Genomic DNA, 19,988 nt, shown 5'->3' with positions numbered 1-19,988 from the left:
CGATTGCGCCGACGAAAACCTCTCATGGACAGGCGCCCGCTCGCTCGCGAACTTGACTCTTTCCATGTCAAGGATCGGTCCATGGCGCATCAGGCGGAAGTCGGGTTCACGCTCGATATAGCGGGTCGTGCATTCGACGTCGTTCGTTTCGATCTCACCGAGGGCGTGTCGCAGTCGTTCAGGCTTGAGCTGGAGCTGTCCGCGCCCGACGACGCCGTCGACGCCAGCGCGCAACTGGAGCGCAAGGCGGTGTTCGCCATCGAACGCGACGGCAGCGCAGAGCGCACCGTGATCGGCGTGGTGACGGCTTTTGAGCAGGGTGAAACCGGATTCCGCCTGACCCGCTACAAGGCGGTGGTCGAGTCGCCGCTCGCGCGACTGGCGCTGCGCCACAACTCCCGCATCTTCCAGCAGGTCGACGTGCCGTCGATCCTCGCGACGCTGTTGGACGAGCACCGCCTGGCGGTGCCAAGAACGACATACCAGAGCCACCACGCATCGCGCGAATACGCCGTGCAATACCGCGAGGACGACCGGCGCTTCCTGCATCGGCTCGCGACCGAGGAAGGCATCGTCTACTGGCACCAGACCGAAGAGGGCGCCGATCGCCTCGTGTTGAACGATCGCATCGAGACCGCGCCGCGTCTGGCTGGTGACGTCCTCTATCAGCCAGCCCCGGCCGGGGATGCGCCCGTACCGCATCTGTGGCGTTTCGCACATCGGCGGCAACTGGCTCCGACGCGGATCACCCAACGCGACGCGACCTTCCACAATCCCCGTTACGACCTCCAGCACGAAGCCAGATCGTGGAACGCCGAACAGGCCGTAGGCGACTACGAGCACTACGACTACCCCGGCCGCTACAAGGCCGATACCGCAGGCAAGCCTTTCACTCGCGCCCGACTCTCGGGCCTTCGCAACCTTGCCGAGCATGCGTTGATCGAAGGCGACGATGCGCGCCTGTACCCGGCGCTCGCCTTCGATCTGGCCGGCCATCCGGTCGAGGCGCTCAACACGCATTGGCGCGTGATCTCGATGCATCACGCAGGCGAACAGAACGTATCGCAGGAAGCCGACGGTTCCGATTCCCAACACGGGACGCGCTACCGCTACGAAGCCGTCGTGGTGCCCGCCCACTACGACTGGAAACCGGTCCCCGCGGCGCGACCGGTCATCGACGGTCCGCAGATCGCGCATGTGGTCGGCCCGCAAGGTGAGGAAATCCACTGCGACGAGCACGGCCGCGTGCAGGTGTGGTTTCCATGGGATCGCGAAGGCCGGCGCGAAAACGCCACCTGCTGGATCCGCGTGAGCCAGGGCTGGGCTGGCGCGATGTACGGCTTCATGGCGCTGCCGCGCATCGGGCACGAGGTGATCGTCAGTTTCCTCGAAGGCGACCCGGACCAGCCGATCGTCACCGGCCGCGCCTATCACGCTGCAAATCGCCCGCCATACGAACTGCCGCGTCACAAGACGCGCACGACGTTCAAGTCGCAGACGCACAAGGGCGAGGGCTACAACGAATTGCGGTTCGAGGACGAAGCGGGCCGTGAGGAGATCTTCGTCCACGCGCAGAAGGACCAGAACATCATCGTCGAGCACGACGAGACGACGAAGATCGGGCATGACCGCAGCGAAGACGTGGCCAATGACGAAACCATCGCCGTCGGCCACGACCGCAAGGAGTCGGTCGGCAACGACGAGAGCCTGAGCGTCGGTCAGGATCGCCGCGAATCGCTGGGACGCGATCACATCATCGACATAGGCCGCTCACGGCAGATCACCATCGTGAAGGACCTGATCGAGTCGGTGGGCAACGTCCGCATCGAGAAGACCGCATCTAACCGGTCCGCCGAGACTGGTGGAAATTTCTCGCACCGCGTTGAAGGCCGCATGGATATCGAGGCCGGCGAGCACATACACGAGCGCACGCAGACGTATCTCATCGAAGCAAGTGAACGGCTGACGCTTCGCGGACCCGGCGGGACCATCACGATCGACGATGACGGCGTAACCATCGAAGGCCTGGCGATCGACTTCAAGGGCCCGATGAATCACGTACCTGAGGGCACGGGCAACCTGTTGTCGATGCTGGGCGTACCGAAGGACGCGATCTGCCTGGAGTGCATAGCTCGCGCCGCGATGGCAGGTCTTCCGACGGTGGCCCTGTGAATCCGCTGCCCGACGAGTGGGCGCGACTGCGCGCCGCAGCGCCGCAGGCGCACGAACTGGTGTTCATCGATGGCGCCGTGCAACACGAACTGGGCGGCAAACTGGCCGAAGATGCCTCGGGCGCGCTGTCGCTGTTCGTGGGCCTGGAGCCCGAGGCGCAGGCGCTCGGACCGTGGTTGATGAGCTCGGACACCGCGCGCGGCGTTGGTATCGACGGCGCGGCGCGCGGCGTCAATTGGCTGCTCGGTCGCGTGGACCTCACGGCGGCGCATGCGCACCTGGTCCCGTGGATCGTCGCGCCGCTACCGGACGGCGCGCCGCGCGGTTATGTGCGCGTCGCCGATGGCCGCACGCTGCGTGCGCTGGTTTCGATCTGGCATGCGGAGCAGCGAACGGCGTTCTTCCAGCCTTGGCATGCCTGGTGCTGCGGCGACCGCGACGGGCGCGCCGTGCTGCTGAATTTGCCGCAGATGAAGAACGAAGACGCCGTCGCGTGGGGTGATCCGGCACTGAGCCCGGCACAGTTCGGACAACTGTGCGAAGCCAGCGTGCCCGACCAGCTGTTGCACCAAGCCAAGGGTCTGGTCGTGCCGCACGTCACGCTGTCGTCGCGGGAGCGGCGCCACGAGGCTGCCGACACGCTGGTCGAGTACGCCCGCTCCATCGGCTACGACGACCTCGATGATCAATTCACCCTGTTGCAGTGGGTATTGAAGGTCGGCACCGAGGAATGCCGCCAGTTGGGTGTGCACACCGCGATCGTCCAGCGGCTCAGGGGCGCGGCCTTGTGGGCTGCGTTTCACGGTACCGATGCCACGTGACGTTCGATCTCATCGGTCGTTGCGGATGGCTGAGTTGCGGGCGGCGCGCATGTTTCGTCGGGGGCAATGCGGGCTCCGTCCTCCTATGCCTGCTACTGCGCTGAGGAGGTTTCCGAAAAACTCTAATGGACAGCGCGCGGCGACCGGATCGACCTTGGAGTTCCTCCATCCCAAGGACGACGCTTGATGGCACGCAGTTGGTTACACATGCAGCTTGATGTCAACGCCGGCGCGCCGCGGTGGCGTGCCATGCCGATGGAGCGCCAGTTTGATTGCGTGCCAGGAGGCATGATCAGTGAGCGATGAATTCGTACTGGGAATGTATTGCGTGCTCTACCTAATCCCGATCACAGGTGCCGAGCTCTTCTTTCACTTCATATGGCCAAGGAAATCAGAGAAAAATTATCACCGGTGGGCGAAGGCAACAGTGCGCGCCCTACTGATCAGCCCAGTAAATATCGGCAGCGGGTACTTCGGCTTCATCGTGCCGTTATGGACGGGAATACTCCTCTATGCATCCGACATCCCCTACATCTCCGGTCGCGCCATTTCTGCGGGCATAGCAATCGCGATTGTCGTCATATTGATCTTCCTTCGTTTGTCGGATCCGCGCAGCGAAGCGGAAAGATCCGCCTCACGGAAGACGCTTGCGTCACGGATGCTCGCCGCGCCCGCGTGGGCTCAGGCGATATGGATCGCACTCATTGTGGCCACGGGAACGGTCATCGCGGCGCTTCTCAGCCGCTTGGCACAATGAAAGGGATCTGCGCATGGCGTCGCCTGAGCTTCCATGCCTCTCGATGAACGAATGGGGAGAACAAGCGCAAGGATTGCGATGTGCCGGGCTCGCCTGCATTGCCGTGCTCGTCCTGTCACTGGCCGCGTGCGCGCCGAAGCAGCCCGATCCCGATGCGACGTTCGGCAGTTCCGTCACCGCGATGGACCACGATCCCAGCGACACGTTTGTGCGCAATGTGTTCGTCGATGGGACGTGGGTGGGTGAGGGGGGGGCGTGGCGGCAAAACCGTGCTTGGCGGTATCTCGCTGCCCTATCGCTGGCGGCCCGGGTTGACCGCCGTGGTGAGGTGGGAGCGTTGCGACCGGTTCGATCGAAATCATCCCGTCCCGGATGAAGAAGCCTGCCGTTGGACCGAGAAGGTCGTGCCGATCCAGAAGTACGGCGAGGTTGGACACACAGACCTGCATCTTTTGGAAGGAGACCGTGTGCTGATCATCCCCACGATGCTCGATCCAAGGCATCCGGCCTACCCCGGTCCCGGGTATCCCACCAAGGATTTCTTCCATATGCCGCAGAAGGGCAAGGAGCAAACGCAATGAGCAATGTCGCCTACACGCCGAAAGATGCGCCGGCGACCGTGGCCAAGCCGGGGCGGGTGCTGATCTGCAGGAACGGCGAGTGCAAGCTGAGCCTGAAGTTCGGGGTCTATTTCGACGGCACGGGCAACAACCAAGAATTGGGCGACCGAGCGGAAGACGGTTACTCACGCACGGATATGGCGCGACGTTCGCGATGGTTCGCAACAGCGGGCGTGGCGTTATTCGCGCTGGCGTTGGTCGCGTGCGCGCCGAAGCAGCCCGATCCCGATGCGACGTTCGGCAGTTCCGTCACCGCGATGGATCACGATCCCAGCGACACGTTCGTGCGCAATGTGTTCGTCGATGGGACGTGGGTGGGTGAAGCGAGCATGGGAGGCGGCATCGTGGCGGGCGGTATTTCGCTGCCATATCGCTGGCGTCCCGGATTGACCGCCGTGGTGAGGTGGGAGCGTTGCGATCGGTTCGATCGAAATCATCCCGTCCCGGATGAAGAAGCCTGCCGTTGGACCGAGAAGGTCGTGCCGATCCAGAAGTACGAGAGGGTTGGCGGAACTTGGCTGCATCTACTTTCGGACGATGAGGTACTGATCATCCCAAGCATGGTCGGCCCCGGACATCCCGCCTATCCCGGACCCGATCTTCCCACCAAGGATTTCTTCCATATGCCGCCGAAGGGCAAGGAGCAAACGCAATGAGCAATGTCGCCTACACGCCGAAAGAGGCGCCGGCGACGGTGGCCAAGCCGGGGCGTGTACTGATCTGCAGGAACGGTGAGTGCAAGCTGAGCCTGAAGTTCGGGATCTACTTCGACGGCACGGGCAATAACCTGTATTTGGACGACCGCGCGGACGGAGGGTATTCGCACAGCAATGTGGCGCGGCTGTACAAGGCGGCTCTCAAGGAGCCAATCAACGGCCTGAATGCCATCTATGTTCCCGGCGTGGGTACGCCCTTCAAGGAAATCGGCGAGGCAGTTCCGCATGAGTACGGCGGGTCGATGGGGGCCATGGGGTCCGAGCGGATCCGGTATGCGGTGCTGAGCATCGTCAATCGTGTGGCTTACGCGTTGACAAAAACCTTCATAGTTGCTGATGCCGATATTCCGAAGGCCCTAAAAGACGAAGCAAACTACCGCTCATGGAACCGTCGCCTCACCTCGCTGGTCGCGCAATCGGCCCAACGTCGAAACGCGCCGCGCATCGAGGAAATCGTGCTGGACGTGTTTGGCTTCTCGCGCGGCGCCACGGAGGCCCGTTCGTTCCTCAACCAGCTTCTGAAGCATTTCAGTCCAAACGGCCGGTCCTTCTGTGGCGTCCCGCTGCGAATCCGCTTTCTGGGCCTGTTCGATACCGTCGCTTCGGTGGGGCCAGCCGATTCGTTCCCGGGATTCTTTGACGGGCACTTCGCCTGGGGAAACCGGGATCTGCTGGTGATTCCGCCGCAGGTCGAGCAATGCGTGCACTTCGTGGCGGGCCATGAAGGGCGCAATTCGTTTCCAGTCGACCTGGTGCTGGGCAAGGACGGCCGCTATCCGTCCAACTGCATCGAAGTGGTGTACCCCGGCATGCATTCGGACGTGGGGGGTGGCTACGGCGCAGGCGATCAGGGCAAGGGCGGACGTGAACGAGGCGAGGTCCTGTCGCAGATCGCCCTGAACGACATGTACGAGCGCGCGCTCAAGGCCGGTGTGGCGCTACGCAGTCGTGAGAAGCTTGCCGAGGCGCGTCTGGAGGAAGACTTCGCCATAAGCAGCGACCTGCGCGCTCACTACGATCACTACGTGCGCTCCGTCGCGCTGGAGGGCAAATCGCTTCCCGCCATCCGCCAGTACCAGCGCCACCTGCATCAATACCTGCATTGGCGGAGGTCGGTGCTGGACGAGAAGGCGTTTTCGCGGATGGACTGCATGAAGCACATCTCCGCGCAGGACCGGATCAACCTGGTGCAGGCCAACGACCAGTTCAGGCACTACATTCAGAAGTTGCAGCAAGACGAGCGCGTCGACATGCAGAATCAGGCGCTGCGGGCGACCGACCGCCCCATGCCCGTGCAGCCCGTGGACAGCACCGGCCTGAACTTCTACCGGCGCTACTGGCAGGGGCTTGACCGCATTCAATCGCGCGGCGGCCAGACCGTGCTGGACTTTTTCGACCGCTACGTGCACGACTCGCGTGCCGGATTCACCATCGTCGACCCGTTGAGCTACTACGACCACAAAAAGATCCACGATCGCTTGAAGGAGCGGGACGCGGCGTACCGGCAAGCGCTGGTTGAGTACGAGAAATACCGCTCGCAGGCGCCGGCGCAATGGATGGACCCCGGCGGCTCCAGCCAGCACGGCCCGCGAATGCCGCCCACCGATCCGCTGACCCCGCTTGAGCGCAGGAAGCTGGGCATCTACGACCGGACGCCCGATGCGGAGAAAACGAAGCGGTATCTGGAGGTACCGCTGGCCAGCGACGAAGCGCCGGGCACCTTCGACGATGGCGACGTCAGCGTCAGCGATGTCGTCGCAGCCATAAGCAGGCGCCGGGAGATGGCCTGGAGCTACCTGCATCCACGCCAGCATTTCGCGTACTCAAGACTTCCCTTCTGATGCCCTCTGCCCGCCCGGCACGATGGGCAAAGGCGGCAAGGCGAGATGCCTGTCCGCCGACCGCCCTGCCTGATAACCTCCGGTGCATCACTCAAGGCGATCCGTCCGCATGCCGCCAGCTCCCAGTACCGCGCTGATCACCAACGACATCGTGATACTGGGGCTGATCGCCGCCACGCTCGGCGCGGTGTTCTGGACCTCGTCGCTCGCCTCGTTCCGCAAGTTCTATTCGATCGTTCCCGCGCTGCTGCTGTGCTACCTGATCCCGGGGCTGTTCAACACCTTCGGCGTCATCGACGGCGAACACAGCAAGCTCTACAACCCCGTTGCCAGCCGCGTGCTGCTGCCCGCCGCGCTGGTGCTGCTGACGCTGTCCATCGACCTGAAGGCAGTGATGCGGTTGGGCCCGAAGCTGGTGGCGATGTACGTCACCGCGTCGCTCAGCGTGGTCGCCGGCGGCATCCTCGCGTTCCTGCTGTTCCAGGCGGTGCATCCGGAAACGGTCGCGGGCGACACGTGGGCCGGCATGACGGCGCTGGCCGGCAGCTGGACCGGCGGCGGCGCGAACATGCTCGCGATGAAGGAAATCTTCCAGGTCGACGCGACGACGTTCGGGCAGTTCGCGGTGGTCGACGTCGGCGTCGGGTACGTGTGGATGGCGATCCTGATCTTCCTCGCCGGACGCTCGGCGGCAATCGACGCGCGCAGCGGCGCCGACACGCGCGCCATTGACGAACTCAAGGACAAGCTCGCCGCGTTCAAGGCCGAGCACAGCCGCGTGCCGACGCTCACCGACCTTATGGTCATCGTCGGCATCGCGTTCGGCACCGTCGGCCTCGCGCACTTTCTAGCCGCGCCGCTCTCAACGTGGTTCGGCGCGAATGTCTCTTGGGCGCGCTCGGTGAGCCTGCACGAGCCGTTCGTGTGGGTGGTGCTGATCTCCACCTTCGTCGGCCTGGGCCTGAGCTTCACGCGCGCGCGCACGCTGGAAGGCGCCGGCGCGTCGAACATCGGCACGCTGCTGCTGTATTTCCTGATCGCCGCCATCGGCATGCAGATGGACATCCTGGCGCTGTTCGACCGCCCGTGGCTGTACCTACTGGGCCTGGTGTGGCTCGGTTTCCACATCCTGATGCTGTGGCTGGTCGGGCGCCTGCTGAAGGTGCCGTTCTTCTATTTCGCGATCGGCTCGCAAAGCAACATCGGCGGTCCTGCGTCGGCGCCGGTCGTCGCCTCCGCCTTCCATCCGGCCCTCGCGCCGGTCGGCGCACTTCTAGGCACGCTGGGTTACGCAACAGGCACCGGGCTGGCGTATGCGATGGGGCTGGTGCTGCGGTCGCTGGCGCACTGACGAAGCGATGGTGCGTTCGGGGAAGACGATGTTCAATCCTCTCGACCCCGACAGTTGGCTCGGTCTGCTTGAGCACTGGCGTTTCTTCGCGCCGCTTGCGGTGTGCGTCGTACTCGCGCTGGCGGTGTACCGGATCGCGGGCAGCACGCCCGATGCGGCGGCGATGGCGGCCTTCATCGGCTTGGTCGGATTGATCGCCGGCGGCGCGTGGGAACTCGTTCATTGGAGCCGTAACCGGCCGCTGGATCCCTGATTGCCCAGTCGGTCCACAAAAAGAAAAGGCGCCCAATGGGCGCCTTTTCTCTTTCATGCTTCAGCCTCAACAACAGCGACTGCTGCCCTTGCCGTAGCGCGCTTCCATGCGCTCGCGGAAGAACTCCTCGCGCGTCATCGGTTCGCGATCGGGATGCGTGCGTCGCACGTGCGCGACGTACACGTCGTAGTCGGGAATGCCGATGGCCAGGCGGGCGGTCTGGCAGCTCGCACGCCACCAGCGTACGAGCAGGCCCGACGCCACGCGCAGGGCGCGCGCGGCGGGACGGTCCACGGAACGATCAGCGGGCGATGGCATCGAGCGCGACATAGTCCGACTCCTTCGCCGTCGGGAGGTTGGTGCGACGCGCGGCCAGTGCGGCACGCAGGCCGAACAGCACCGTCGCCACCACCACCGCGACGAACAATCCGCACAGCGCGGCGTCGAGGTAGTTGTTGAAGATCACGCGCGACATGTCGTCCATCGACTTGGCCGGCGCGAGCACCTCGCCGCGCGCGGCGGCGTCGGCGAACTTGCGGGCGTTGGCGATGAAGCCGATCTTCGGATCGGGGTGGAACAGCTTCTGCCAGCCCGCGCTGAGCGTGCAGATCAGCAGCCACGCCGTCGGGATCAGCGGGATCCACAGGAACTTCTCGCGCTTCATCTTCACCATCACCACGCTGCAGAACACCAGCGCTATGCCCGCGAGCATCTGGTTGGCTATGCCGAACAGCGGCCACAGCGTGTTGATGCCGCCGAGCGGATCGACCACGCCCTGGTAGAGGAAATAGCCCCACAGGCTCACGGCGATCAGCGTGCACACCACGTTGCTGACCCAGCTCTCGGTCTGCTTGAACGGCTCGTACGCCAGGCCCACGAGTTCCTGGATCATGAAGCGCGCCACGCGCGTGCCGGCGTCGACCGTCGTCAGGATGAACAGCGCTTCGAACAGGATCGCGTAGTGGTACCAGAAGGCCATCATCCCTTCGCCCGGGATCAACCCGTGCAGAATCTGCGCCATGCCCACCGCGAGCGTCGGCGCGCCGCCGGTGCGCGAGAGGATGGTCTGCTCGCCAATTTCCTTCGCCGTCGCGGTCAGGATGTCGGGCGTGAGCACGAAGCCCCAGCTGGAGATCGCGGCCGCGGCCGATTCGGCCGTCGTGCCGATCAGCGCGGCGGGCGAGTTCATCGCGAAGTAGATGCCCGGCTGCAGCACGCAGGCGGCGATCAGCGCCATGATCGCGACGAAGGCTTCCATCAGCATGCCGCCGTAGCCGACCATCGGGATGTCGCGCTCGCTTGCGATCATCTTCGGCGTCGTGCCCGAGCTGATCAGCGAGTGGAAGCCCGACACCGCGCCGCAGGCGATGGTGATGAAGAGGAACGGGAACAGCTTGCCCGAGAACACCGGGCCGGTGCCGTCGACGAACTTGGTCACCGCCGGCATCTGCAGGTCGGGCATCGCGACCACGATCGCCAGCGCGAGGATCAGCACGGTGCCGATCTTGAGGAACGTGGACAGGTAGTCGCGCGGCGCCAGCAGGAACCACACGGGCAGCACCGAGGCGACGAAGCCGTAGGCGATCATCAGCCACGCCAGCGTCGTGCCCTTGAGGTGGAACACCGGGCCCCAGGTCGGATCCGCGGCGACGAGTCCGCCGCCCCAGATCGCCAGCATCAGCAGCACGAAGCCGATGATCGACACTTCCATGATGCGACCCGGGCGGAAGTAGCGCAGGTACAGGCCCATCAGAATGGCGATCGGGATCGTCATCGCCACGGTGAACGTGCCCCACGGACTTTCCGCGAGCGCCTTCACCACGACCAGCGCCAGCACCGCCAGCAGGATGACCATGATCATCAGGATGCCGACCATCGAGATCACGCCCGCGGCGGGGCCCATCTCGGCGCGGATCATCTCGCCCAGCGAGCGGCCATCGCGGCGCGTGGAGAAGAACAGCACGAGCATGTCCTGCACCGCGCCGGCCAGGACCACGCCGAACAGGATCCACAGCGTGCCGGGCAGATAACCCATCTGCGCGGCGAGCACGGGGCCGACCAGCGGGCCGGCGCCGGCGATCGCGGCGAAGTGGTGTCCGAAGACGATGCTCTTGGCGGTTGGGACGTAGTCCAGTCCGTCGTTGCGACGCCATGCGGGCGTCGCGCGCGAGCCGTCGATCATCAGCGCGTTGCGCGAGATGTACAGCCCGTAGAAGCGGAACGCGACGGTGAAGGTCGCCACCGCCGCGACCACCAGCCAGATCGCGTTGATCGTTTCGCCGCGATGCAGGGCGATGGTGCCGATGCAGAAAGCCGCCAGTACCGCCAGGACGGCCCAGCCAAGCCAAGACAGAGATTTCATGACACCCCTCCGGAAGGATCACCGAAGGGTCGCGCCGCGCCGGGCGCCGGGTCAATGCGCAATGCGTCAACTCGCCTGCGACTTTGGTCTAAGCAAGGCGACGCCGGGCGCAGTTACAGCCATTTGGCGCGCCGCAACAACGCGTAGAGCACAACGCAGACCACGCCGACCAGGACGATCATCGCCGGGTAGCTCCAGCGGCCTTCCAGTTCCGGCATGTGCGTGAAGTTCATGCCGTACCAGCTGGTGATCAGGGTCGGCGCGGCGAGCAGCGCGGCCCAGCCGGCCAGCCGCTTGACGATCTCGCCCTGGTGGATCGTCACCAGCGACAGGTTCACGCTCATCGCCGCGGTGAGCATTTCCCGCAGCGTGTCGGTGGTTTCGTTGAGGCGCACGGCGTGGTCGAGCACGTCGCGGAAATACAGCTGGCTTTCCTCGTCGATGAGGCTGGTTCGCGCACGCGCGAGCTGCCCGAGGATGTCCTGCAGCGGCGACACGGCCATGCGCAGGCGCGTGAGTTCGCGCTTGAGGTCGTACAGGTGCTTGACCGTTTCGCTGCGGAATTCCTCGGCGAAGATGTCCTGCTCCAGCTCGTTCAGGTCCTGGCTGAACTCCTGCACGATCGGCTGGAAGTTGTCGACGATGAGGTCGAGCACCGTGTAGAGCGCCGCACCGGGCCCATGCGCGAGGTCGTCCGCGTCGCGCTCGTAGCGGGCGCGCGCCGGTGCGTAACTGGTGGATGCGCCATGCCGCACCGTCACCAGGTAGCGCGGTCCGACGAAGATGTGCGTCTCGCCGAAGCGGATGTGGCTGTCCACGCTCTGCGCCGTGTGAACGACGATGAAGAGCGAGTTGCCATAGGTTTCGATCTTCGGACGCTGGTGCGCGTTGCGTGCGTCCTCGATGGCGAGGTCGTGCAGGCCGAACTCTTCCTGCAGCTTGTCGAGGATGGCGTCTTCGGGCTCGTACACGCCGACCCAGACGAAGGTGTCGTCGTCCTTCGCGAGGACTTCGCTGATCTCGTCCAGGCTGATTTCACGGCGCGTGCCGCCACGCCCGTAGGCGGCGCAGTTGACCACGCACTGGGGGTTGAGGCTGTTGTGTTTCGTCGGAGTCGGGGCAGGCGTGCTCATGCGCGAATCCTGCGCCCGGCACGCCCGCCGCGGCAACCCTCAGCGTCGAGCGCGGAAGGCCTGCAGGAGCCCGAGGTGGATCGGCAGCAGCAGCGCGATCCAGTGCACGTTGCGTTGCGGCGTCACTGGCAGCCAGTACACGAACAGCGACGCGACCGCACCGACGGCCACCGCGACGAGCACGCCGCGGAAGAACCGTCCCGGATCGCGCCCGCGCAGCACGCGCACCGCGCCGGGCAGCAGCAGCCAGCACAACGGGCTGAGCAGCAGGAGATTCGCGTTCGCCCACGCATAGGTGTGCTGCGTGCCGAACCAGAGGAACAGCATCAACGCGCCGAGCACGCCGGCGAGGATCCAGAACGGCAGCGCGACGGCGGCGACCACGCGCGGACGCGAGCGTCCCACCACCGCCGCGGCGATGCCGATCGCGATGCCGGCCAGCGCCCAGGGCCACCAGCGCACCGGGCCGTCCTGCGGCTCGGGCGGAAGTCGATGCGGAAGGATTTCCTGTTCTTCCAGCACAAGCGGACGTCCGTCGCTGTTCTTCACCTCGCGCAGCGCGGCGGCCAGGCGCATCGGCACGTACGACTCGCGCCAGACCGGCATCGGCTGGTCGGCGGACGGACCGAGCCCGACGTCGAAACCCAGCCACATCCACCACGCAGGCGACGCGAGTCGCACGGCTTCGCTGCGCGCGGTGGAGCCGTGCGAGCGGCCTTCGATCTGCCGGCGCAGGCCACCGTCGAGCACGCGGTCGAGCGCGTCGCGCACGCGCGTGGAGCAGTTGTCGTCGAAGTATTCGTACTTGTAGAACGCGTTCTCCGGCTTCGCGTTCTCCGCCAGCGCGGCGGCCACCTCGCTCGCCTGTGCGTCGGTCAGGTCGAGCCACTGGATGCTCACGCCGCGGCCTTCCTCGCGGTATTGCATCAGGTCCTGCTCGAACGGCAGCGCCGCCAGGCGATAGCGCATGTCGCCCTTCACGAAGCGGCTGACGAAATCCTTCTCGGTCGGATCGAAGAACCCGAAGTTGTAGGAAATCGCCTCGTTCGTTTCCGGATCGACCACGACGATCGCGTTGTGGCCGAAGCGCTCGAAGAAAATCTCGCCCGGCTGCATCGTCGCCACGCCAATGCGCGGCGCGGCGGCGAAGGCGGGCAGGGCGACGAACGCCAGCAGCAGGAGGATCAGCGCACAGACGCGGCGCATCGCGCCCGACTCACGCGTCACCCAGCACCCCGACGTGGAAGGCGTGCACGCGGCGCGCATCGGCGCCGGAGACGCGGAACACGAAGCGTCCCAGCGTGAGCTCCTCGCCAGCTTCGGGCAGGTGGCCGATGGCCGCCGTGACGAGCCCGCCGATGGTGTCGTATTCGTCGTCATCGAAGTCGGCACCGAAGCGTTCGTTGAAGTCGGAAATCGGCGTCAGCGCGTCCACCACGAACTGGCCGTCGGCCTGCGCGGCGATCAGCGCGTTCGGGTCTTCCGCGTCGTCGTGTTCGTCGTCGATCTCGCCGACGATCTGTTCGAGCACGTCCTCGATCGTCACCAGGCCGGCAACGCCGCCGTGCTCGTCGATCACGATCGCCATGTGGTTGCGCGACTGGCGGAACTCGCGCAGCAGCACGTTCAGGCGCTTGGATTCGGGGATCAGGACCGCCGGGCGCAGCAGTTCGTGGATGCTGCCCGGGCCGTTGTCGGCGACCACGCCGCGCAGCAGGTCCTTCGCGAGCAATACGCCGAGGATCTCGTCCTTGTCCTCGCCGTGCACCGGGAAGCGCGAGTGGCCCGATTCGACCACCTGCTTCATCAGGTCCAGGAACTTGGCGTCCGCCGGGAGCGAGACCATCTGCGAGCGCGGAATCATCACGTCGCCCACGGTGAGGTCGGACACCGCGATGGCGCCTTCCATCATGCGGAGCGTGTCGGCGGCGATCAGCCCGTCGGCCTGCGCATCGCGCAGCAGTTCGACGAGGTCTTCGCGGGTGGTCGGTTCGCCGGAAAGCGCCGAGCTGATGCGTTCGAGCCAGGAACGGGGCTTTTCGTGCCCGCGCCGATCGGCGCGTTTTTCCGGGTGCTCGGGCGAATGGAAGCTACTACTGTCGTCCTCGGACATTGCGATTTAGTCAGGCGCCCCGGGGGGATGGGGGCGTCGGGGGAGTCTAGCGCGGATGGGCGACGGGCGCTTGGCGGGCCCGGGTCGGCCAAGCGTCATTCGCCGTAAGGGTCCTCGATGCCCATCCCGGCGAGGATTTCCCGCTCCAGCTGCTCCATGCAGACGGCTTCCTTCTCGTCCTCGTGGTCCCAGCCGAGCAGATGCAGCACGCCGTGCACCGTCAGGTGCGCGTAGTGCGCGGCCAGCGGCTTCTTCTGTTCCTTCGCCTCCCGCGCCACCACCGGCGCGCAGATCACCAGGTCGCCCAGCAGCGGCATCTTCACGCCTTCGGGCAGGCCGTCGGGCAGTTCTGCCGGGAAGCTGAGTACGTTCGTCGCGTAGTCCTTGCCGCGGTAGTGATGGTTGAGCGCGCGGCCTTCCTTCGTGCCGACGATGCGGATGGCGAGGTCGGCTTCGCGGATGCGGCTGTCGAGCGCGGCCGCGACCCACTTGCGGAAGCTCACCGCGGACGGAACGCCGGCACGCGGCACGGCATAGTTGATGACGACGTCGAGACGGATCGGGCCCTTGGTCATGGCATCGCTCAGGCGGACGGGCCGGTCGCCGCGTTCTGCGCGTCGCGGGCATCGTAGGCGTTGACGATGCGCGCCACGAGCGGATGGCGCACGACGTCGCGCGATTCGAAGAAGGTGAAGCTGATGCCGTTGACGTCGCGCAGTACGTCCAGCGCATCCTTCAGGCCGGACTTCTGGTGCCGCGGAAGATCGATCTGCGTGAGATCGCCGGTGACCACGGCCGTGCTGCCGTAGCCGATGCGGGTCAGGAACATCTTCATCTGCTCGATGGTCGTGTTCTGCGCCTCGTCGAGAATCACATACGCATCGTTAAGCGTGCGTCCGCGCATGTACGCAAGCGGCGCGATCTCGATGACGTTCTTCTCCAGCAGCTTGACGACCTTCTCCACGCCGAGCATCTCGTACAGCGCGTCGTAGAGCGGGCGCAGGTAGGGATCGACCTTCTGCGTCAGATCGCCCGGGAGGAAGCCCAGCTTTTCGCCGGCTTCGACCGCGGGGCGTACGAGGATCAGCCGCTGCACGCGCGCTTCGTTCAATGCTTCCACGGCGCTGGCGACGGCGAGGAACGTCTTGCCGGTGCCCGCGGGGCCGATGCCGAAGTTGATGTCGTTGGTGGCGATCGCGTGCAGGTACTTGGCCTGGTTCGCGCCGCGACCGCGGATCGTGCCGCGTTTGACGCGGATGGCGACTTCCTGCGGTTCGACGTCGTCGTTGGCGACGTGGTCGGCGTCGATCTCGGTCAGGCGCAGGTGGATCGCGGGCTCGGTGAGCGCTTCCTCGGCGGCGTCGCGCCAGAGGTCGCGCAGCAGGCGCTCGGCCTTGCCCACCGCGTCCTGCGGACCGACGATGCGGAAGATGTTGCCGCGGTTGGCGATCTCCACGCCCAGGCGCAGTTCGATCATGCGCAGGTGGCCGTCGAAGGGACCGCTGAGGTTGGCCAGGCGCTCGGTTTCGGCCGGCTCCAGGACGAATTCGGACGTGGTTCGGGACATCGTGACGGGATCTTCCGTGGGGGAATGCGCGCGACGCGCGCCGGAGCCCACAAGCTTGCGCCCGCGGGTGTCATTTTTCAAAGAAGCCTCAGCGCGTGTCGCGATGGCGTCGATGCGTGGCGAACGCGCACGCGGTCCACACGGCGCCGACCGCCACCAGCCCGAGCGATCCCCACAGCCAGACGTGCATCACCACGTCGGAGAACACCTGCGCGTCGCGCGAATAGCGCATCCACCAGCGCAGCAGGCCGAGCGCGCCGAGCCCCAGGAACCACAGGCCGAGGGCGCAGCGCTGGAGGAGGGGATGCGTGGGAATCATGGGAAGGATTCCGTGGTGGACCCGTCCCCATCATGGCCGACCGGGCCGCGCGACGCTTGTCATCTTCGCAACGCTCGCGGGCTCGCATGTGCGCCAGCGGACCCGACCGTTCGTCGGGTCGGGCTTGCCATATAATTAATTGCACAATTAAATATTCGCCATGAGCGCCGAGCTACCCCCAAAAACACGTCGGAGGGCCGGAAAGGCCCCGAGCCCGCCAACCGCTCGACGGACAGGTGCGGGACGGCCCGCTGGCCGTTCGCCCGGCCGTCCGAACGCCGACAGCCCCGACCTGCGCGAACGCCTGCTCGACGCGGCGATCGCCTGTTTCGTGCGCGAGGGCATCGCCGCGACCTCGCTGCGTACCATCGCCACCGAAGCCGGCGTCACGCCTGCGCTGCTGCATTACTACTTCGGCGACAAGGCGCAATTGCAGGAAGCGGTGATCGCCGAGCGCGTGCTGCCGGCCTTCGAGCAGTTGCGCGAGCCGGTGCTCGCCGCCGGCGACGACGTGGCCGGGCTGATCGCTGGCTTCGTCACCGGCGTGGGGCGTCTGGTCGCCGCGCATCCCTGGCTGCCGCCGCTGTGGGTGCGCGAAGTGCTGTGCGAGGGCGGCGCGCTTCGCGACGTGCTGTTCGAACGCATCGGCCCGCAACTGCCGCAGATGATGGCCGCGCGCTTCGCCCAGGCGCAGTCGCGGGGCGAACTCAACGAAGACCTCGATCCGCGCCTGCTGATGGTGTCGCTGGTCGGATTGACGCTGTTTCCCGCGGCCGGTGCGCCGATCTGGCGCCGTCTGCTGCAGGCGGACGACCTCGATTTCGACGTGCTGCGCCGGCACACGCTCGCGCTGCTCGACCGCGGCCTGGGACTGGAGTGACGCCATGAACGCACGTGTCTGCCTTCTCGCCCTGACGCTGGTCGTTGCCGGTTGTCGCGACGACGCGCCGCAGGCGCTGGGCACGCTGGAATGGGACCGCATCGCGCTGCCCGCGCCCGCATCGGAAAAAATCGTCCGCATCGACGTGCGCGAGGGCCAGCGCGTCAAAGCCGGCACGCCGTTGCTGCAGCTGGAGCTCACGCGAACGCAGGCGCAACTGCAGGCATTGCAGGCCCAGGCGCAGCAGGCGGGCGAGGCGCTGGAGGAACTCGAACACGGCCCGCGCAGCGAGCAGATCCAGCAGGCGCGCGCGAACCTCGCCGCCGCGCAGGCAGAAGCCGCCGACGCGCGTGCCTACTACACGCGCCTGCAACCGCTCGGCCGGCAACGTCTGGTCGCGGCGTCCGATGTCGATCGCGCGCGCGCCGCCGCCGGCACTGCCGAAGGACAGGTCCGTGCCGCGCAGGCCGCGCTGCTCGAACTCGAACGCGGCACGCGCGTCGAACAGATCGCGCAGGGTCGCTCGGCCGTCGCGGCCGCGCAGGCGCAGGCCGCGAACCAGCAGGCGACCTTGCAACGGCTCGACGTCACCGCGCCCCGCGCCGGCGTCGTCGACAGCCTGCCGTACCGGCTCGGCGACGAAGCGCCGCTCGGCGCGCCGCTTGCGGTGATGCTCGTTGGCGATCGCCCGTACGCGCGCATCTACGTGCCCGAGCCGATCCGCGCAAACGTCAAGGTCGGCGACACCGCACGTGTGTTCATCGACGGACGCGACGCCGCCTTGCAGGGCCGCGTGCGCATGATCCGCAGCGAACCCAGCTTCACGCCGTACTACGCGCTGATCGGCGAGGACGCCGCACGCCTGAGTTACCTCGCCGAGGTGGAGATCACCGGGGACACCGGCGGCGAACTTCCGGCCGGCGTGCCCGTGCGGGTGGAATTCGCGCGATGAGCGCGCAGGTCGCTCCCGACACGGCTGGCGATCTCGCGATCCGCGCACGCGGGCTCACCAAGCGCTTCGGCCAGCTGGTCGCGGTGAACCACGTGAACCTCAGCGTCCCGCGCGCGAATGTATACGGCTTCCTCGGCCCGAACGGCTCGGGCAAGACGACCACCATCCGCATGCTCTGCGGCCTGCTCACGCCGACCGAAGGCGACGTCGAAGTGCTGGGCCTGCGCATTCCCGAACAGGCCGAGGAACTGCGTCGCCGCATCGGCTACATGACGCAGAAGTTCTCGCTGTTCGAAGACCTCACGGTGCGCGAGAACCTGGAATTCCTCGCCGCCGTGCAGGACATCCCGCGCGCGCAGGCCGCCAAGCGCATCGACGAACTCGTCGAGCAGTACCACTTCGCCGATCGCCAGAAGCAGCTCGCCGGCACGATGAGCGGCGGCCAGAAACAGCGCCTGGCCCTGGCCGGCGCGGTGATCCAGAAGCCGGAGCTGCTGTTCCTCGACGAGCCCACCAGTGCGGTGGACCCGGAATCGCGCCGCGATTTCTGGGAAAAACTGTTCGACCTCGCCGACGCCGGCACGACGATCCTCGTCTCGACGCATTACATGGACGAGGCGGAACGTTGCCATCGCATCGCGATCCTCGACCGCGGCGTGCTCGTCGCCGACGGCACGCCGGACGAACTCACCCACGCGCTCGCCGGTCGCACGCTGGAAGTGATGGCCGACCAGCCGCGCCGCGCGCAGAAGGTGCTGCTGGACGTGCCGGGCGTGCTCAGCGTGGCGCAGATCGGCAACGCGCTGCGGGTGCTCAACGATGCCAACGGCGATGCGGCCGCGCGCGTCAAGAAGGCGCTAGACGATGCCGGCCTTGAAGCCGACGTCTCCGCATCGACGCCGAACCTCGAAGACGTCTTCGTCTCCTCCACGCGTGGCCGCGACGACGCGCAGGACGCAGGCACCCCGGAGAAGGCCGCATGAACCTGCGCCGGCTCTTCGCCATCGTGATGAAGGAGCTGCGCCAGATGCGGCGCGACCGCATCACGCTCGCGATGATCGTTGGCATCCCGGTGATGCAGCTGGTGCTGTTCGGCTACGCGATCAACCTCAACCTGCGCGGGCTGGACACCGGCATCGCCGACCTGTCCAACACCGCCGCCTCGCGCGCGCTGGTGATGGACATGGTCGCCACCGGCGTGATCGATCCCGCCGTCAGCGCGACGTCGCCACAGCAATTGATGGAAGGCCTGCGCCGCGGCGAGATCAGCATCGGCGTGGTGATCCCGCCGGATTTCGAGCGCCGCCGGTTCGAAGGCCGCGAGGCCGTGCAGGTGCTGGTCGACGGCAGCGACACCGTCGTGCAGAGCGCCGCCGTGCAGCTCGCCCAGTTGCCGTTGAACACGCAGCCCAGCACCAATGCGAGCACCGCCGGCGCCGTCGGGCAGACCGGGCCGGGTCAAGTGAGCGTGGTGAGCTTCTACAACCCGCAACGACGTTCCGCGATCAACATCGTTCCCGGGCTGATCGGCGTGATCCTCACGATGACGATGGTGCTGTTTACCGGCGTGGCCATCGTGCGCGAGCGCGAACGCGGCAACATGGAGCTGCTCATCGCCACGCCGCTGTCGAGTTCGGAACTGATGATCGGCAAGGTGCTGCCGTACGCGGCCATCGGCCTGATCCAGACGACGGTGATCCTCGTGCTGGGCGTGTGGCTGTTCGACGTGCCGATCCGCGGCAGCCTGCTCGACGTATACCTCGCCGCGGTGCTGCTGATCCTCGCCAACCTGACGCTCGGCCTGCTCATTTCGACCAAGGCGCAGTCGCAGTTCCAGGCGATGCAGATGACGTTTTTCGTCTTCCTGCCGTCGATCCTGCTGTCGGGCTTCATGTTCCCGTTCGCCGGCATGCCGAAGGTGGTGCAGTGGCTGGCCGAAATCCTGCCGCTGACGCATTTCCTGCGGTTGATCCGCGGCATCATGCTGCGCGGAGCGGGCTTGTTCGAACTGTGGCCCGACGTGCTGGCGCTGCTGGCCTTCATCATGGTGATGATGACGTTGGCGATCTCGCGCTTCCGCAAGCGGCTCGACTGACCGCACGCAGTACTTGCCACGACCGGCGCGATTGCG

At 66.1% G+C, this 19,988-nt stretch carries 20 protein-coding genes; 12 read left to right on the top strand and 8 right to left on the bottom strand.

What is annotated here, in order from left to right; genetic code table 11:
- The first annotated feature begins 81 nt into the window (after window positions 1–81).
- From DX912_RS10600 to DX912_RS10565, 8 genes are all read left to right on the top strand, one after another.
- Window positions 82–2,172, top strand: a complete 2,091-nt coding sequence (locus tag DX912_RS10600) for a type VI secretion system Vgr family protein (protein ID WP_181902797.1) — start codon at window positions 82–84, stop codon at window positions 2,170–2,172.
- Window positions 2,169–2,993, top strand: a complete 825-nt coding sequence (locus tag DX912_RS10595; RefSeq protein WP_181902796.1) for a DUF4123 domain-containing protein — start codon at window positions 2,169–2,171, stop codon at window positions 2,991–2,993. Before DX912_RS10600 ends, DX912_RS10595 begins: the two co-directional genes overlap by 4 nt.
- A 295-nt stretch (window positions 2,994–3,288) precedes the next feature.
- Complete coding sequence (locus DX912_RS10590; protein ID WP_147298628.1) at window positions 3,289–3,750, top strand: hypothetical protein; 462 nt, start codon at window positions 3,289–3,291, stop codon at window positions 3,748–3,750.
- A gap of 152 nt (window positions 3,751–3,902) precedes the next feature.
- Window positions 3,903–4,331 carry a DUF3304 domain-containing protein gene (locus DX912_RS10585; RefSeq protein WP_115842478.1) on the top strand — a complete coding sequence of 143 codons (429 nt, stop codon included), beginning with the start codon at window positions 3,903–3,905 and terminating at the stop codon, window positions 4,329–4,331.
- Window positions 4,328–5,026, top strand: a complete 699-nt coding sequence (locus DX912_RS10580; protein ID WP_115842477.1) for a DUF3304 domain-containing protein — start codon at window positions 4,328–4,330, stop codon at window positions 5,024–5,026. Before DX912_RS10585 ends, DX912_RS10580 begins: the two co-directional genes overlap by 4 nt.
- On the top strand, window positions 5,023–6,927 hold the full coding sequence (locus DX912_RS10575; protein WP_115842476.1) for a T6SS phospholipase effector Tle1-like catalytic domain-containing protein: 1,905 nt from the start codon (window positions 5,023–5,025) through the stop codon (window positions 6,925–6,927). The genes DX912_RS10580 and DX912_RS10575 overlap by 4 nt, the downstream gene beginning before the upstream one ends.
- 109 nt (window positions 6,928–7,036) lie before the next feature.
- Window positions 7,037–8,278 (top strand): DUF819 family protein, encoded by a 1,242-nt coding sequence (locus DX912_RS10570; RefSeq protein WP_115842475.1) that lies wholly within the window; start codon window positions 7,037–7,039, stop codon window positions 8,276–8,278.
- Between the two features lie 28 nt (window positions 8,279–8,306).
- Entirely contained in the window at window positions 8,307–8,531 is a 225-nt protein-coding gene (locus DX912_RS10565; RefSeq protein ID WP_147298627.1) for a hypothetical protein, read from the top strand.
- A 66-nt stretch (window positions 8,532–8,597) separates the two neighbouring features.
- Here the strand turns inward: DX912_RS10565 and DX912_RS10560 are convergent, their stop codons facing one another.
- The 8 genes from DX912_RS10560 to DX912_RS10525 all read right to left on the bottom strand — a co-directional run bounded on the left by DX912_RS10560 (window position 8,598) and on the right by DX912_RS10525 (window position 16,025).
- Complete coding sequence (locus DX912_RS10560; protein WP_425477934.1) at window positions 8,598–8,825, bottom strand: YbdD/YjiX family protein; 228 nt, start codon at window positions 8,823–8,825, stop codon at window positions 8,598–8,600.
- A 7-nt stretch (window positions 8,826–8,832) separates the two neighbouring features.
- Window positions 8,833–10,893: a carbon starvation CstA family protein gene (locus DX912_RS10555; RefSeq protein ID WP_115842473.1), complete on the bottom strand. Its 2,061-nt coding sequence runs from the start codon at window positions 10,891–10,893 to the stop codon at window positions 8,833–8,835.
- Between the two features lie 113 nt (window positions 10,894–11,006).
- A complete protein-coding gene (corA, locus tag DX912_RS10550) occupies window positions 11,007–12,026 on the bottom strand; it encodes a magnesium/cobalt transporter CorA (protein ID WP_115842472.1) in 1,020 nt (339 codons plus the stop codon).
- 39 nt (window positions 12,027–12,065) lie between these two features.
- Complete coding sequence (locus DX912_RS10545) at window positions 12,066–13,232, bottom strand: lipoprotein N-acyltransferase Lnb domain-containing protein (protein ID WP_115842602.1); 1,167 nt, start codon at window positions 13,230–13,232, stop codon at window positions 12,066–12,068.
- 10 nt (window positions 13,233–13,242) lie between these two features.
- Entirely contained in the window at window positions 13,243–14,139 is an 897-nt protein-coding gene (locus DX912_RS10540; protein WP_115842471.1) for a CorC family transporter, read from the bottom strand.
- A 95-nt stretch (window positions 14,140–14,234) separates the two neighbouring features.
- Window positions 14,235–14,714: an rRNA maturation RNase YbeY gene (gene ybeY / locus DX912_RS10535; RefSeq protein ID WP_115842470.1), complete on the bottom strand. Its 480-nt coding sequence runs from the start codon at window positions 14,712–14,714 to the stop codon at window positions 14,235–14,237.
- Between the two features lie 8 nt (window positions 14,715–14,722).
- The gene (locus DX912_RS10530) at window positions 14,723–15,706 is read right to left on the bottom strand and encodes a PhoH family protein (RefSeq protein WP_115842601.1); all 984 of its coding nucleotides are present in this window, start codon (window positions 15,704–15,706) and stop codon (window positions 14,723–14,725) included.
- Window positions 15,707–15,794: 88 nt separating this feature from the next.
- Complete coding sequence (locus DX912_RS10525; RefSeq protein ID WP_115842469.1) at window positions 15,795–16,025, bottom strand: hypothetical protein; 231 nt, start codon at window positions 16,023–16,025, stop codon at window positions 15,795–15,797.
- Between the two features lie 160 nt (window positions 16,026–16,185).
- On the opposite strand from DX912_RS10525, the gene DX912_RS10520 reads away from it, so the two are divergent.
- The 4 genes from DX912_RS10520 to DX912_RS10505 are packed head-to-tail and all read left to right on the top strand — an operon-like array spanning window position 16,186 to window position 19,952.
- Complete coding sequence (locus DX912_RS10520; protein WP_115842468.1) at window positions 16,186–16,905, top strand: TetR/AcrR family transcriptional regulator; 720 nt, start codon at window positions 16,186–16,188, stop codon at window positions 16,903–16,905.
- A 4-nt stretch (window positions 16,906–16,909) separates the two neighbouring features.
- On the top strand, window positions 16,910–17,857 hold the full coding sequence (locus DX912_RS10515) for an HlyD family secretion protein (RefSeq protein WP_115842467.1): 948 nt from the start codon (window positions 16,910–16,912) through the stop codon (window positions 17,855–17,857).
- A gap of 38 nt (window positions 17,858–17,895) precedes the next feature.
- Window positions 17,896–18,840 (top strand): ABC transporter ATP-binding protein, encoded by a 945-nt coding sequence (locus tag DX912_RS10510; protein ID WP_115842600.1) that lies wholly within the window; start codon window positions 17,896–17,898, stop codon window positions 18,838–18,840.
- Entirely contained in the window at window positions 18,837–19,952 is a 1,116-nt protein-coding gene (locus tag DX912_RS10505; protein WP_115842466.1) for an ABC transporter permease, read from the top strand. Before DX912_RS10510 ends, DX912_RS10505 begins: the two co-directional genes overlap by 4 nt.
- Window positions 19,953–19,988 lie beyond the last annotated feature (36 nt).

The organism is Lysobacter soli (genome assembly GCF_003382285.1).
GTDB lineage: Bacteria > Pseudomonadota > Gammaproteobacteria > Xanthomonadales > Xanthomonadaceae > Lysobacter_J > Lysobacter_J soli.
The sequence above is the reverse complement of the archived record's forward strand: the minus strand, read 5'-3'. Positions and strand labels throughout refer to the sequence as shown.